At 46.7% G+C, this 14,833-nt stretch carries 12 protein-coding genes; all 12 read left to right on the forward strand.

Annotated features, from left to right (window positions below; all coding sequences use genetic code 11):
- The first annotated feature begins 27 nt into the window (after positions 1-27).
- The gene (locus tag QUF61_RS07565; RefSeq protein WP_289681216.1) at positions 28-1,749 is read left to right on the forward strand and encodes a proline--tRNA ligase; all 1,722 of its coding nucleotides are present in this window, start codon (positions 28-30) and stop codon (positions 1,747-1,749) included.
- A 513-nt stretch (positions 1,750-2,262) separates the two neighbouring features.
- Entirely contained in the window at positions 2,263-2,511 is a 249-nt protein-coding gene (locus tag QUF61_RS07570; RefSeq protein WP_103920653.1) for a DUF4160 domain-containing protein, read from the forward strand.
- Positions 2,512-2,514: 3 nt separating this feature from the next.
- Positions 2,515-2,766 (forward strand): DUF2442 domain-containing protein, encoded by a 252-nt coding sequence (locus QUF61_RS07575; protein WP_289681217.1) that lies wholly within the window; start codon positions 2,515-2,517, stop codon positions 2,764-2,766.
- Positions 2,767-2,805: 39 nt separating this feature from the next.
- Complete coding sequence (alaS, locus tag QUF61_RS07580; protein WP_289681218.1) at positions 2,806-5,424, forward strand: alanine--tRNA ligase; 2,619 nt, start codon at positions 2,806-2,808, stop codon at positions 5,422-5,424.
- A 90-nt stretch (positions 5,425-5,514) separates the two neighbouring features.
- A complete protein-coding gene (locus QUF61_RS07585; RefSeq protein ID WP_103920651.1) occupies positions 5,515-6,303 on the forward strand; it encodes a heparan-alpha-glucosaminide N-acetyltransferase in 789 nt (262 codons plus the stop codon).
- A gap of 273 nt (positions 6,304-6,576) precedes the next feature.
- Complete coding sequence (locus QUF61_RS07590; protein WP_286019403.1) at positions 6,577-8,109, forward strand: SulP family inorganic anion transporter; 1,533 nt, start codon at positions 6,577-6,579, stop codon at positions 8,107-8,109.
- A 122-nt stretch (positions 8,110-8,231) separates the two neighbouring features.
- Positions 8,232-9,572, forward strand: coding sequence for a M48 family metalloprotease (locus tag QUF61_RS07595; RefSeq protein ID WP_289681219.1), 1,341 nt, complete (start codon positions 8,232-8,234; stop codon positions 9,570-9,572).
- Positions 9,573-9,583: 11 nt separating this feature from the next.
- Positions 9,584-10,780: an RtcB family protein gene (locus tag QUF61_RS07600; RefSeq protein ID WP_289681220.1), complete on the forward strand. Its 1,197-nt coding sequence runs from the start codon at positions 9,584-9,586 to the stop codon at positions 10,778-10,780.
- 105 nt (positions 10,781-10,885) lie between these two features.
- Positions 10,886-11,530 (forward strand): c-type cytochrome, encoded by a 645-nt coding sequence (locus QUF61_RS07605; RefSeq protein WP_103920647.1) that lies wholly within the window; start codon positions 10,886-10,888, stop codon positions 11,528-11,530.
- 506 nt (positions 11,531-12,036) lie between these two features.
- On the forward strand, positions 12,037-12,294 hold the full coding sequence (locus QUF61_RS07610; protein ID WP_286019402.1) for a DUF4212 domain-containing protein: 258 nt from the start codon (positions 12,037-12,039) through the stop codon (positions 12,292-12,294).
- 10 nt (positions 12,295-12,304) lie between these two features.
- A complete protein-coding gene (locus QUF61_RS07615; RefSeq protein ID WP_103920645.1) occupies positions 12,305-14,104 on the forward strand; it encodes a sodium:solute symporter family protein in 1,800 nt (599 codons plus the stop codon).
- Positions 14,105-14,346: 242 nt separating this feature from the next.
- Positions 14,347-14,688 carry an ArsR/SmtB family transcription factor gene (locus QUF61_RS07620; protein WP_103920644.1) on the forward strand — a complete coding sequence of 114 codons (342 nt, stop codon included), beginning with the start codon at positions 14,347-14,349 and terminating at the stop codon, positions 14,686-14,688.
- Positions 14,689-14,833: the final 145 nt, after the last annotated feature.

Below are 14,833 nucleotides of genomic sequence, written 5' to 3' on the forward strand. Positions count from 1 at the left end.
ACCACGCTGAATCAAGAAGGTTTGTTTATGCGCACATCGCAGTTACTGCTTGCTACCTTAAAAGAAGTCCCGGCAGATGCCGAAGTGATAAGTCACCAGTTGATGCTACGTGCGGGGCTAATCCGCAAGCTCGAAGCCGGTGGTTTGTATACCTGGTTGCCGTTGGGCTTGCGGGTGTTGCGCAAGATCGAAAATATTATTCGTGAAGAAATGAACCAGGCCGGTGCGCAGGAATTATTAATGCCGGTAGTGCAGCCTGCGGATTTATGGGAGGATTCCGGGCGCTGGGCGCAATATGGGCCGGAGTTATTACGCTTTAAGGATCGCCACCAACGTGAGTTTTGCTTAGGCCCCACCCATGAAGAAGTGATTACCGACCTCGCGCGCCGGGAACTGCGCAGTTACAAACAACTGCCAATGAATTTTTACCAGATTCAGACCAAGTTCCGCGATGAAATCCGTCCCCGCTTTGGCGTCATGCGCGCGCGTGAATTTTTAATGAAAGACGCTTATTCTTTTCATATAAACTGGGAATCACTAGAGCAAACCTATCAAGTGATGTTCCAGACTTATAATCAGATTTTCTCACGGCTGGGCCTGAAATTTCGCCCGGTATTAGCGGATAGCGGTAATATCGGCGGCAGTAGCTCCCATGAATTTCATGTGCTGGCAGAATCCGGCGAAGATGCCATTGCTTACAGCGATCAAAGTGATTACGCCGCCAACATCGAAATGGCGGAAGCCCTGGCAGTGCCAGACCAGCGGCCTGAAGCCAGTGGCGTTGAAAAAGCCGCAGTAGAAACCCCGCAGCAGCACAGCATTGAAGAAGTCAGCCAGTTCTTGAACATAGCTGCACAGCAATGCCTGAAAACGCTAATCGTTAAGGGTGAAGAAGATAGTCTGGTAGCCCTGGTGTTACGCGGCGATCATAACCTGAATGCCATTAAAGCAGAAAAATTATCCGCTATCAGCAGTCCGCTGACGTTTGCCAGCGATGAAGAAATCGAACAACAAATTGGTTGTAATGTCGGTTCGCTGGGGCCTGTGGGCTTATCCATACCCACCATCGTTGATCGCAGCGCTGCCCAGGTTGTCGATTTTGTCTGTGGTGCTAATCAAAATGGGCAACACCTGACTGGTGTGAACTGGGGACGCGATTTACCCGAGCCGGAACTGGCAGACATACGCGATGTCATGGCAGGTGATCCCAGTCCTGACGGGCAAGGCACTTTAGATATTGCACGCGGTATTGAAGTCGGGCATATTTTCCAGCTAGGTGATAAATACAGCGCGGCAATGAATGCTAATGTGCTGGATGAACAGGGCAAGTCCGTCACCATGATCATGGGTTGCTACGGCATTGGCGTTTCCCGCATTGCCGCTGCCGCGATTGAACAGAATCACGATGACAAGGGTATTTGCTGGCCTGCCGCGATTGCGCCTTTCCAGGTGGCGATATTACCTATGAATATGCACAAATCCGCGCGTCTGGCGGAAGCCGTTGCGCAGTTGTATGATGAACTGACGGCGGCAGGCATGGATGTATTGCTGGATGATCGTAAAGAGCGCCCCGGCGTGATGTTTGCCGATATGGAATTAATTGGTATTCCGCATCGCGTGGTGTTAGGCGAGCGTGGGCTGGATGATGGCATGGTGGAATATAAAAGTAGAACCGATAAAGACAACCAGCATATTGCCAGAGATGAGATTGTCAGCTTTTTGTCTGGGCAACTTAAAAAACCTGTTTAGGTTTTTTAAGTAGATTTATCTCAGAAAATGAGATAAATCCCGTCTAAGTTGAAAACCACAGTTTTTGTCATTCCCGTGTAGATGGGAATCCAGCTGAGATGGTGAAAATTATCATTATTTTGCTATCTTTAGAAGATGAAATTAGTTTGTTTTTATTCCGAATTAAGCCCCAACGGGGGTGCGTTAATATAGCCTGGGGCAGCGCCCCTGGGCTGTGTATTTTCAGCGTTTACGCCCTGAAAGGGCAATTTAAAGACATTGCAATCATTTTAATATGCCCTTTCAGGGCACAATCGTACTATTCTCTACCCTGGGGCGATGCCCCAGGCTATATTAAAATGCCCCTTTGGGGCGTGTGGAACAAAAAGTGACTGAACAATCTGGAAATAATTTGAGAGATTTTCACCACCCCAGAATCCAGCCTTCGTGAACAGTGACTGGATACCTGCCTGTTGTACCACTCAAATTAAAAGATATACCCCATGACTCATAATGGCAACATAGGATTAATACATGCCTGAGATTACAAGATTCTATGGAATTATCATAAAATTATTTTTTGGTGATCATCCGCCGCCACATTTTCATGCCGTCTATGGTGAACATGTCGGTTTATTTAATATTGATACCCTGGAAATGATAGAAGGTGATTTACCAAAGAGGGCTAGAAAACTGGTGCTTGAATGGGCAAAAATGAATAATAGTGAATTAAAGCGTATGTGGGAAACTCAAGAGTTTCATAAGCTTTCACCTCTGGAGTAAATAATGGTGAGTTACCCAAGGATTGAATCAGCAACTGCAATTGATGATCACACTTTAGTAATTGAGTTTAACAATAAACAACAAAAAAAGTACGATATTACGCCATTGCTTAAAAAGAAAATGTTTTCTCCATTAAGGAATATTGTCTTATTTAAAACTGTACAGGTAGAACGCGGTGGTTATGCAATATTTTGGAATGATAAAATAGATATTAGTGAATATGAGTTATGGACTCATGGGCAAACCATACCATAAAAACATACTCAACAGGTAACGATGTAAACGGATCATTTTATGACATCTCAAACAACAGTACCCACAACAACCCAGCAATTACGCCAAGCTTTTCTGGATTATTTTGCCTCCAAACAACACCAGATCGTTAGCAGTTCTTCGCTGATTCCGGCCAATGATCCCACCTTATTGTTTACCAATGCCGGTATGGTGCAGTTCAAGGAAACCTTTCTGGGGCAGGAAAAGCGCAATTATCAACGCGCCACGTCCTGCCAACGCTGCGTGCGGGCGGGTGGCAAGCACAACGATCTGGAAAATGTGGGTTATACAGCACGCCATCACACCTTCTTTGAAATGCTGGGTAATTTCAGTTTTGGCGATTATTTCAAACGCGAAGCCATTGCTTTTGCCTGGGAATTTTTGACTGAAACCCTGAAGCTGCCCACTGACAAACTCTGGGTTACGGTGTTTCGTGATGATGACGAAGCAGCCGCTATCTGGATTGATGAAATTGGCGTTGATCCGGCACGTTTAACCCGTTGTGGTGAAAAAGATAATTTCTGGTCTATGGGCGATACCGGCCCTTGTGGCCCCTGCACCGAGATTTTTTATGATCACGGCCCCGAAGTTGCCGGTGGCCCACCTGGAACGCCGGAAGAAGACGGTGATCGTTATATTGAAATCTGGAATCTGGTGTTCATGCAATATGACCGCGACAACAGCGGCACGCTGAACCCCCTGCCCAAACCTTCAGTGGATACCGGCATGGGTTTGGAGCGTCTGGCAGCAGTGATGCAGGGCGTACACAGTAATTATGAAATCGACCTGTTTCAGAACCTGCTCAAAGCCATTGCCAACATGGCAGAGATGGACGATCATAATCACGCCTCGATTAAAGTCATTGCCGACCATATCCGTTCCAGTGCATTTTTAGTGGTGGACGGTATCGTACCGGCTAACGAAGGCCGTGGTTATGTGTTGCGGCGTATTATTCGCCGTGCTTTGCGCCACGGTCATAAACTGGGCTTAAATGATCGCTTTTTCTATCGTCTGGTCGCTGTGCTGGACGCAGAAATGGGGGAAGCCTATCCTGAATTGCACAAAGCCAAGGATTTGGTTGCCCGCGTCTTAAAACAGGAAGAAGAGCGTTTTGCCGAAACCCTGGATCACGGCATGAAAATTCTGGAGCAGGCCATAGGCGAATTATCTGCCCAGGAAATTCCCGGTAGCGTGGTTTTCAAACTTTATGATACTTATGGCTTCCCGGTTGATTTAACCGCGGATATTGCCCGTGAACGTAGTCTCAGCCTGGATATGCCAGGTTTTGAATCAGCAATGGAAGCACAACGCCAACGCGCGCGCGCAGCCAGTCAGTTTGAAGGCAACTGGGATCAAACCGGCATTACCCTGGAACAAAAAACCAAATTTACCGGCTATGACGCATTAAGCGAAACAGTTACGATTGCCGCCTTATTTCATGAACAACAAGCCGTTGATTGCCTGCATAATGGGCAACAAGGACAAATTGTTCTGGATAGCACCCCGTTTTATGCGGAATCCGGTGGTCAGGTTGGTGATACAGGCTTGTTAAGCCAGGGTGATACGCAGTTTAAGGTTTTGGATACCCAAAAATCGGGGGATGCTTTCATTCACTTAGGCCAAGTGCAGGGTGGTGATATAAAAGTTGGCGACAGCTTAAGCGCGCAAGTGGATGGCAGCAAGCGTGATGCCACTGCCAGGAACCACTCCGCCACCCACCTGCTGCACGCCGCACTGCGGGAAATTTTAGGTGATCACGTACAGCAAAAAGGCTCTCTGGTTGATCCGCAGCGCCTGCGTTTTGATTTCTCCCATTTTGAAGCCATACACCCGGAACAATTACAACAAATTGAACAGCGGGTGAATCAGGAAATTCTCAAAAACATCGAAGTCAAAACCCAGCTTATGTCATTGGAGGCGGCTAAAGACAGCGGTGCAATGGCCTTGTTTGGTGAAAAATACGCCGATGATGTGCGGGTTTTATCTATGGGTGCGTTTTCCGTGGAGCTTTGCGGCGGTATTCATGTCAATCGTATCGGTGATATTGGCCTGTTTAAGATTAGCAGCGAATCCGGGGTTGCAGCAGGCGTGCGCCGTATTGAAGCCATTACCGGCCTGGGTACGCAAGCATGGGTTGAGCAAACCCAAAATCAGGTCAACACCCTGGCGCAATTGCTGAAAACCACGCCTGACGCACTGGAAAGCCGGGTACAGCAATTACTGGAACAGCTTAAAAGCAACGAAAAAACGCTTAAACAATTACAGGATCAACTCAACAGCAACCAGGGCAGCGATCTTGCCGGAGATGCCGTTGAGGTCAATGGGGTTAAAGTGTTGGCAGCACATATCAAAAATGCCGATGTCAAAACCCTGCGCGATCTGCTGGATCAACTCAAAAATAAACTGGGCAGCGCGGCAATCGTGCTGGCAACGGTGAAAGGTGACAAAATCACTCTGGTCGCGGGTGTCACCAAAGCCGAAACCGGCAAAATTAAAGCCGGTGCTTTGGTGAACTTTGTCGCCCAGCAAGTTGGCGGCAAGGGTGGCGGTCGTCCTGACATGGCGCAGGCTGGTGGTAATCAACCGCAAGCTTTGGATGGAGCGTTAAAAAGCGTGGTAGCTTGGGTGCAGGATCAATAAGCTAAGGCATCCAATTTCTCGTTCCTATGTTCCAACGTGGGAATGCTTGCCTTGGCGTTCCAGCGCCAAGTTCACATGAGATTTTAAAGCATGAAACCCAAACGCGTTAAAAAACAAAAAACGGCGCGTTTGCGTAATACCGCTCCGCTTAGCTCCTTACCACGCTACCCCCTGATTGACCTATTACGCGGCCTTGCCATCAGCATGATGATTATTTATCATTTTTTTTATGATTTGGTTATGTTTCGCGTGCTGTGGATAGATTTACAGCAGGAACTCTTCTGGGTAAATTTTCGTGCTTTAATCGTCAGCAGTTTTTTACTGCTGGTCGGTTTCAGTCTGGTACTGGCAATGCGTCGGGGATTGCAATTAAAAGCCTTTTTGCATCGGCTGGGCTGGTTGGCGCTGTGCGCCCTGCTGGTTTCGGTGGGCAGCTTTTTAATGTTTGCCGAGCGCCTGATTTTTTTTGGCATTTTACATCTTATCACCACCGCCAGCATCATTGCAGCCATCCTGAATTATTTCCTGAAAAAACACTACGGGTTGTTTCTACCGCTGGGTTTGGCTTTAATTGCACTGGGTATCTGGCTACAGCATCCGTTTTTTAATCAGAGCAGTTTACAATGGCTGGGCTTGATGACTTACAAGCCGCCAACGGAAGATTATGTCCCGTTGCTGCCCTGGCTGGGTGTTGTGGTGCTGGGCTTATTTGCCGGACATATTTGTGAAAAGCGCGACTGGTTGCAACAACAAACGCTACCACATTTCACGCGCCCTCTGGTTTTTGCCGGAAAACATGGTTTATTGATTTATATGCTGCATCAGCCGATTTTAATTGGCTTGTTGTGGGTGCTGTTGTTTGCCGCTAAAAATATCTGACAAACGCCTAGGAGGCTGTCCGAGAACACAAGACCTACTGCGGAAAAGCTGGATTTGGTCAGATTTCTCCCTTATTTTCGTTAAATATACCCAATATTCGCCTCAAATAATGAAAAAATCTGCCTCAAACCAGCTTTCCCTCGCTACGGCCTCTGTTCTCGGACAACCTCCTAGTGGATAAAAAAAATTTATACCAAACTCAGGTTATTTATTAGAAGTTCGTAATATGATAATATGTGGGGCTATTTTGCCACCACTTGCTTGAGGTTTTTTGTGTTTTTTAATTTTAACTGCTCAGATCACGGCTGTCCCAAAAATGATCTGCTTTCCGGTCTTACTGTTGCTTTAGCCTTAGTGCCTGAAGCTGTCGCTTTTGCTTTTGTTGCCGGTGTTGATCCTTTAGTGGGGCTTTATGCTGCCTTTATAGTAGGTCTGATTACCGCCGTCATTGGTGGTCGCCCTGGTATGATTTCAGGTGCGACAGGGGCTTTAGCTGTGGTTATGGTGGCTCTGGTTGCTGAACATGGCGTGCAATATTTATTTGCCACAGTGGTTTTAATGGGGCTGATTCAAATTCTGATTGGCTTACTACGCCTGGGTAAATTTATCCGCATGGTGCCCCATCCCGTGATGTTGGGTTTTGTTAACGGGCTGGCGATTGTCATTTTTCTGGCACAGCTTCAATCCTTTCAAGTCACTGATGCAATGGGCGAAAGTCACTGGCTGCAAGGTGAAAAACTTTACATTATGCTGGGTCTGGTCGTTTTAACTATGGCAATTATTAATTTTCTGCCCAAGCTCACCAAAGCCATACCCGCATCTCTGGCAGCGATTATAACCGTCACTTTGCTGGTGATTGGTCTGAATCTGGAAAGCCGCAGCGTAGGCGATTTAGCTTCGATTGCCGGTGGTTTGCCTGAATTTAGTATTCCCAGCGTCCCTTTCACCTGGGAAACCCTGCGCATTATTCTTCCTTATGCCATTATTCTGGCAGCCATCGGTCTGATTGAATCCTTGCTGACCTTGAGCCTGATTGATGAACTGACCGAAACCCGGGGTCGGGGTAATAAAGAATGTGTCGCCCAGGGCGCTGCCAATACCGTTACCGGCTTTTTTGGCGGCATGGGCGGCTGCGCGATGATTGGTCAGAGCATGATTAATATTAACTCCGGTGGTCGGGGACGTTTGTCGGGAATTTCTGCCGCGCTGTTTTTACTGGCATTTATTCTGTTTGCTTCCAGCTTGATTGAAATGATTCCATTGGCGGCATTGACCGGCGTGATGTTTATGGTGGTTATCGGTACTTTTGAATGGTCGAGTCTGCACATTATTAAAAAAATTCCGCTCTCTGATGCCTTTGTTCTGGTGCTGGTATCTGCCGTTACGGTTGCCACGGATTTAGCCGTTGCAGTGGTTGTCGGAGTGATTGTTTCCGCGCTGGTTTTTGCCTGGCAGCATGCCAAGCACATCAATGTCAAAAGTTATGAAGGCAAGTTAGGTGGCAAGGTCTATGAATTACACGGCCCCTTGTTTTTTGCTTCAGTGAATAATTTTCAGGATTTATTTGATCCCAAAAATGATCCTGATGACGTGGTGGTTGAATTTCAGCATTCCAGGGTCATGGATCACAGTGCAATTGAAGCCATTGATACCCTGGCGGAGCGTTATCTTAATGCCGGTAAACGCCTGCACTTGCGGCATTTAAGCGTGGAATGTCAGCAATTATTGCGTAAGGCGGGAAATTTAGTGGAAGTAAATGTGATAGAAGATCCCCGTTACCGGGTGGCGAGCGATCAACTGGCATAACAATCATGTGGCATTTTGACCTTCCGGGTTTTGAAAACCTGGACGGTCTTGCCACTGAAAAATTATTGGCTGATTATTCTTTTGTGCGACAATAAGCTTATTCTTAATCAGGAGTAAAAATCATGGCATATTCTTTAGAAGACCGGGCTTTTCAACGTAAACTGACCCGGCGTGATTTCATCTGGCTGAGTACCGTTGCGGCTGCGGGTTCCATGACGGGCTGCGCGAAAAACCCGGTCACTGGTGACAGCCAATTAATGCTGATGTCAGAAGCTGAAGAAATTCAGGTTGATCAAGAGCAGGCACCGCATCAGTTTTCCGCAGATTACGGTGCGGTACAGGATAATGCGCTCAATACCTATATCACCACAGTGGGCAACAGCATGACCCAAAGTTCCCACCGCCCACACATGCCTTACTCTTTCCGCGCAGTCAATGCCACTTATGTGAATGCCTATACTTTCCCGGCAGGCAGCATTGCCACCACCCGTGGTATTTTGCTGGAAATGGATAATGAAGCGGAACTGGCAGCCTTACTGGGGCATGAAATCGGTCATGTTAATGCGCGTCATGCGGCGGAGCGCCAAACCAAAGGTTTGCTGGCAAGTGCCGTGGTGGCGGGTGCGTCATTGGCGACACAATACAGTAAATACAATGAATACGCAGCCCTGGTGCAAGGTATTGGGGGTTTTGCCTCCGGCGCATTGCTGGCAAAATACAGCCGTGATAATGAACGTCAGGCAGATTCTCTGGGCATGGAATACATGAGCCGCGCCAGACAAAATCCTAATGGCATGACGGGTTTGATGGAAGTGCTGGTGAATAAATCCCAGGCCAAACCCAATGCCCTGGAAGCCATGTTTTCCAGTCACCCAATGAGTCAGGATCGTTACGATACTGCAAAACAGCGTGCCGCCAGTCAGTATGGCAGCTTATTGGTCTTGCCGGATAACCGTGAGCGGTATATGGATAATATTGCCAAGTTGCGTGCCATGAAGCCGGTGGTTGATAAACTGCAAGATGGTGAGGCACAGTTAAAACAGGAAAAATTCCATGATGCCAAAAATTCTTTTGCCAGGGCGCTGCGCAAAGCACCGCGTGATTATGCTGCCTTGGTTTTAATGTCTAAATGCCAGCTTGCCTTGGATAAGCCCAAAACTGCGCGTCATTATGCGCAAAAAGCGCAACATATTTATCCCACGGAGGCCCAGGGTCATCATCTCAATGGTATCAGCCAACTGGCGATGGGGAAAAGCGCTGATGCTTATCAGGCGTTTAAGCGTTATGAGCAACTGTTGCCCGGTAATCCCAGCACCTTGTTTTTACAAGGCGTGAGTCTGGAGGGGATGCAGCAAAAACAAGCGGCAGCAGAAGTGTATAACCGCTATTTAAAATCTGTGAAGCAAGGTGATCAGGCGCAACATGCTTACGGTCGTTTGCAAGCCTGGGGTTATGTACGTTAAGAAGAAACATCATGCCTGTACAAATGACCATGAAAAAAGCCAGAGTGCCGGTTAAAATCTACACTAACAATGTCGATTCCAGCGCCCTGGATCAGTTACAGCAAGTGGCACAACTGCCTTTTATTCATCAACATGTGGCGGCAATGCCGGATGTTCATGCCGGGATTGGCGCAACGGTGGGGTCTGTAATTCCCATCAAAGGCGCAATTATTCCCGCAGCGGTGGGGGTCGATATTGGTTGTGGCATGAATGCGCTGCGCTTGTCGCTGCGTGCTGAAGATTTACCGGATAATCTGAAAAAAGTGCGTCTGGCGATTGAAGCGGCGATTCCCGTTGGATTTGAACACCACTCACGCCCCACAGCTAAAAAATCAACCTTAACACCGCTGGAGCGTGATTTGTTCCAGATTTTTGATAAGCACCCCGGCTTGAGTAAAATGCAAAAACGCTCCCATGAAACCTGGGCGCTTCAACTGGGTACCTTGGGTGGCGGCAATCATTTTATTGAAGTGTGTCTGGATGAAAATCAGGACGTGTGGCTGATGCTGCATTCCGGCAGTCGCGGCATTGGTAATGTGATTGGGCGTTATTTCATCAATCTGGCAAAAAAAGAAATGGAGCGCCACCATATCCATTTACCCAATAAAGACCTGGCTTATCTGCAAGAAGGTGCGCAATATTTTAATGATTACGTGGAAGCGGTGCATTGGGGACAGGCTTATGCAATGGAAAATCGCCGGGAAATGATGCGTCTGTTGTTACAGGCATTGCAAACCCAGTTTCCCCATTTTGCAATCACCAAAGAAGCGATTAACTGCCATCATAATTATGTATCCGTTGAAGAACACTTTGGCGCGCAGGTATATTTGACCCGTAAAGGCGCTATCAGCGCGCAGCAGGGCGAGTTGGGCATTATTCCCGGCAGTATGGGTGCGAAATCTTATATCGTGCGCGGCCTGGGCAATCCTGAATCATTTTGCTCCTGCTCTCACGGCGCAGGCCGGGTAATGAGTCGTTCTGCGGCAAAGCGCCAGTTTAATCAGGATGATTTAAGCCAGCAGACGCAAGGCGTGGAATGCCGTAAAGATACCGGTGTGATTGATGAAATTCCCGGTGCTTATAAAGATATCGAGCAGGTGATGGATAATCAGCGCGATTTAGTTGAAATTGTACATACTTTGAAACAAGTGGTGTGTGTTAAAGGCTGAGAGGCTTTTAACAGCACCTTTCACAATTCGTTATCAACAGAATATTGTAAATACCCCTGTTTTTACGGTAGAATCAGGGGTTTTATTCGACAGGAAGAGATTGGAATGAAAAGATTCACTTTAGCATTATGCATGGCTTTAACTGCCGGTTTAACAAGTGCCGCTTACGCAGAAGGACATGGCGCTGGCGATTCCGCAACCAAAGCAGCGGATGTGGAAGCGGGTAAGCAAAAAGCAACTACAGTATGCGTTGCCTGTCATGGCGTGGATGGCAACAGCCTTGCCGATGCCTTTCCTAAAGTAGCAGGTCAGCAAAGCACGTACATTGTCAATCAGCTGAAAGCCTTTAAAGCGGGTGCCCGGAAAAATCCGCTGATGGCACCACAAGCCGCAGGCTTGACTGAGCAGGACATGATTAATCTGGCGGCTTATTACAGTCAGCAAACCATGAGCCAGGGCAGCGCGGATGAAGCGGCTGCCAAACAGGGTGAGGCCTTGTATCGTGGTGGTAACGCGGATAAAAATCTGCCTGCCTGCATGGCTTGTCATGGCCCGAGCGGTAGTGGTATTGCACCTTCTTATCCACGTTTAGGTGGTCAATATGCCAAATATCTGGAAACACGTATTGCAGCAATTGCACAAGGCGAACACAGTGGCAATGCCAATGGCCAAATGATGCAAGACGTGGCAAAACGCATGAGCGCCAAAGAAATTAAAGCCGTTTCCGGTTATATTGCCGGTTTGCATTAGTATTTAGGAACGAGGATTTTATAATTCCCGAAACCAAGCTGGCCTTTTTCTCCATTTTCTGCGTTATGCCTGTTTGGACTTAGGCAGTTACATAGCTTGCTATGCGCCTGTTTTCATGCCTTGAAAATGAACAAAAATCCTGCGCCTGGTTTCGGTTCTTATTTCATCCTCATTCCTTAATGTTACACAATTGGACTGTTTTTGATTTGAACCTGAAGTTTTCTTGATTTTAGTCAAAAATGATGCTTTTGTGTAACATTATTTAATACTTTAATTGTATAAACTTTTTTTATAATATCTTGATTGTAAAGCATAAAAAATCTGTGGGTTAATAAACTCACAGATTTTTTTTATGGATTATTACATTTTTGTTGCAAACTCAGTACACTGTGCAGGCTTGAAACGGAAGCATACTGAGTTTGGATGCATGAGCTTGTAAAAATATTCAAGTTTATTCGTGCATAACTGCTCAAGTTAAATACTAACAATCAAAGGAGCTTATTCCTATGTCTGATGATACAAAACAGGCTTACTGGCGCGCAAATTTGCGCCTGCTCGCCTGGTGTTTAAGTATCTGGTTTGTGGTGTCTTATGGTTTTGGCATCCTGCTGGTAGAACAACTTAATCAAATTAAAATCGGTGGTTTCATGCTGGGTTTCTGGTTTGCCCAGCAAGGTTCGATTTATGTTTTTCTACTGCTGATTTTTTTCTATTCCTGGCGTATGAATCAGTTGGATCGCCAATATAACGTGCATGAAGATTGAGGAATAAAACATGGATTTAAAAACCCTAACTTATATCGTCGTTGGTGCCAGCTTTTTACTGTATATCGGTATCGCGATTTGGGCAAAAGCCCGTAGCACCAATGACTTTTATGTCGCAGGTGGTGGTGTACATCCGGTTGCCAATGGTATGGCAACGGCTGCTGACTGGATGTCGGCAGCTTCATTTATTTCCATGGCAGGTTTAATTGCCTTTTTAGGTTATGGCGGCTCGGTTTATTTAATGGGCTGGACCGGTGGTTATGTACTGCTGGCTTTATTATTAGCACCTTATCTGCGTAAATTTGGCAAATTCACTGTACCAGAGTTTATTGGTGAGCGTTATTATTCGCAAACTGCGCGTCTGGTTGCCGTTGTCTGTCTGATTTTTATTTCTTTCACTTATGTCGCAGGGCAAATGCGTGGTGTTGGGATTGTATTCTCCCGTTTCCTGGAAGTGGATATTATCACTGGTTTGTTAATTGGTATGGGCGTGGTCTTTTTCTACGCGGTACTAGGTGGCATGAAAGGGATTACCTATACTCAGGTCGCGCAATATTGTGTACTGATTTTTGCTTATACCGTACCTGCGGTGTTTATCGCTATTGAAGTGACTGGCGTTGCCCTGCCTCAAATTGCATTGGGCAGTGAGGTTGTGGATGGCTCCGGTTATTTGCTGGATAAACTTGATAAGGTGGTGACGGACTTAGGTTTTACGGCCTACACCCAAGGCACCAAGTCGACTATTGACATGTTTGCTATCACTGTCGCTTTGATGGTGGGTACTGCGGGTCTGCCGCATGTGATTGTACGCTTTTTCACCGTGCCTAAGGTACGCGATGCGCGTAAATCCGCAGGCTGGGCATTATTATTCATCACCTTGCTGTATACCACCGCACCTGCGGTTGGCGCACTGGCGCGTTTGAACCTGATTGATACCGTGAATGGTGCCGACGGTCAAGGTACTGCTTATACTTCAATGCCAAGCTGGTTCCAAACCTGGGAAAATTCAGGTTTGATTGCCTGGTATGACCATAATGGTGACGGTAAAGTACAATATGCCGCAGGCAAGCCTATGGAAGGTAAACCTAAGTTTGAAGGTGAAACCCGTGGCACGCACGGTGAGCGCGTTGTCACCAACCCAAGCAAAGGAGAAGCAGTTAATGGTGCACCATTTGCCAATGAGTTACACGTAGATCGTGACATCATGGTATTGGCGAATCCAGAAATTGCGAATTTGCCGATGTGGGTGATTGCATTGATTGCCGCAGGGGGTATTGCCGCAGCCTTATCCACGGCAGCCGGGCTGTTACTGGTGATTTCTGCCAGTATTTCACATGATATTGTGAAGGGTATGCTCCGTCCGAATATCAGTGAGCGCAATGAACTCATGGTGGGACGTATTTCCGCCGCGTTTGCAATTCTGATTGCAGGGTATCTGGGGGCTAATCCACCCGCCTTCGTGGCGCAAGTGGTGGCGTTTGCCTTTGGCCTCGCCGCCTCCTCCCTGTTCCCAGTTATCCTGATGGGCATTTTCAATAAGAGAATGAACCGTGAAGGGGCTATTTCCGGTATGTTGGTGGGTCTGGTCTTTACCATAGGCTATATCCTGTACTTCAAAGGCGTGTTTATTACGCCAATGGCAGCCAATATTCCAGAAAACTGGTTATTTGGTATCTCACCAGAAGGCATTGGTTTTATCGGTATGTTACTGAACTTCCTGGTTGCGTTTGTGGTATCTAAAGTCACCAGCGCACCACCAGAGCATATTCAGCATCTGGTTGAGGATATTCGTGTACCCAAAGCCAGTTAAAAGTTAAATAAACTTTTAAGCGTAGAAAACAGTGGCTGCAAGGAGCATTCAATCTCCTTCAGCTCATTGCAGCCACTGTTCTAAATACTGAAGCCGGCTCTGGAAACTCAATCATGAGAGCGGCTATGCTACTGCGCGTTGCGCGGTTTGCCGTCTGGAAGACAGCGCTCCCGGCAAATTAACCTTAAAATAATTGAATAAGATAGTTTGACAAAATAAGCCACAATCCTTATATTCGAAACATGTCGAATATCAAAACTCTGGAAAATGATCTGCCCGTACTGGAGCAGTACGCAAAGATGTTTAAGGCCTTATCAAATCCGGTACGCCTGCGTATTTTTTTGCGTTCTTTAGAAAAACACCCGCCAGGCATGACTTGTGATATTGATGTGGATACCATGCTTTCCTGTCAGCGCAGTCTGGCCACTGAATTTGGTTTGGCACCTTCAACAATTTCGCATCATGTCAAAGAGTTAAGCAATGTTGGTTTGTTGCATGTGCGGCGTGATGGGCAACGGGTTTTAATTTGGGTGGATGCTGAGGCGATACAAAAGCTCGATTTATTTTTTGGCTCCTTATCCTGAATTTAATAAACACCATCTAAGTTGAACACCATCTAAGTTGAACACCACAGTTTTTTGTCATTACCTTTAAAAAATTTATTTGCATTTCTCAGTACAAAATTCGAAAAGTGTCGAATTTTATTATAATAAAACAAATCTGTTTCAA

This window comes from Candidatus Venteria ishoeyi, from assembly GCF_030378065.1.
In the GTDB taxonomy this organism is placed as follows: Bacteria; Pseudomonadota; Gammaproteobacteria; order Beggiatoales; family Beggiatoaceae; genus Venteria; species Venteria ishoeyi.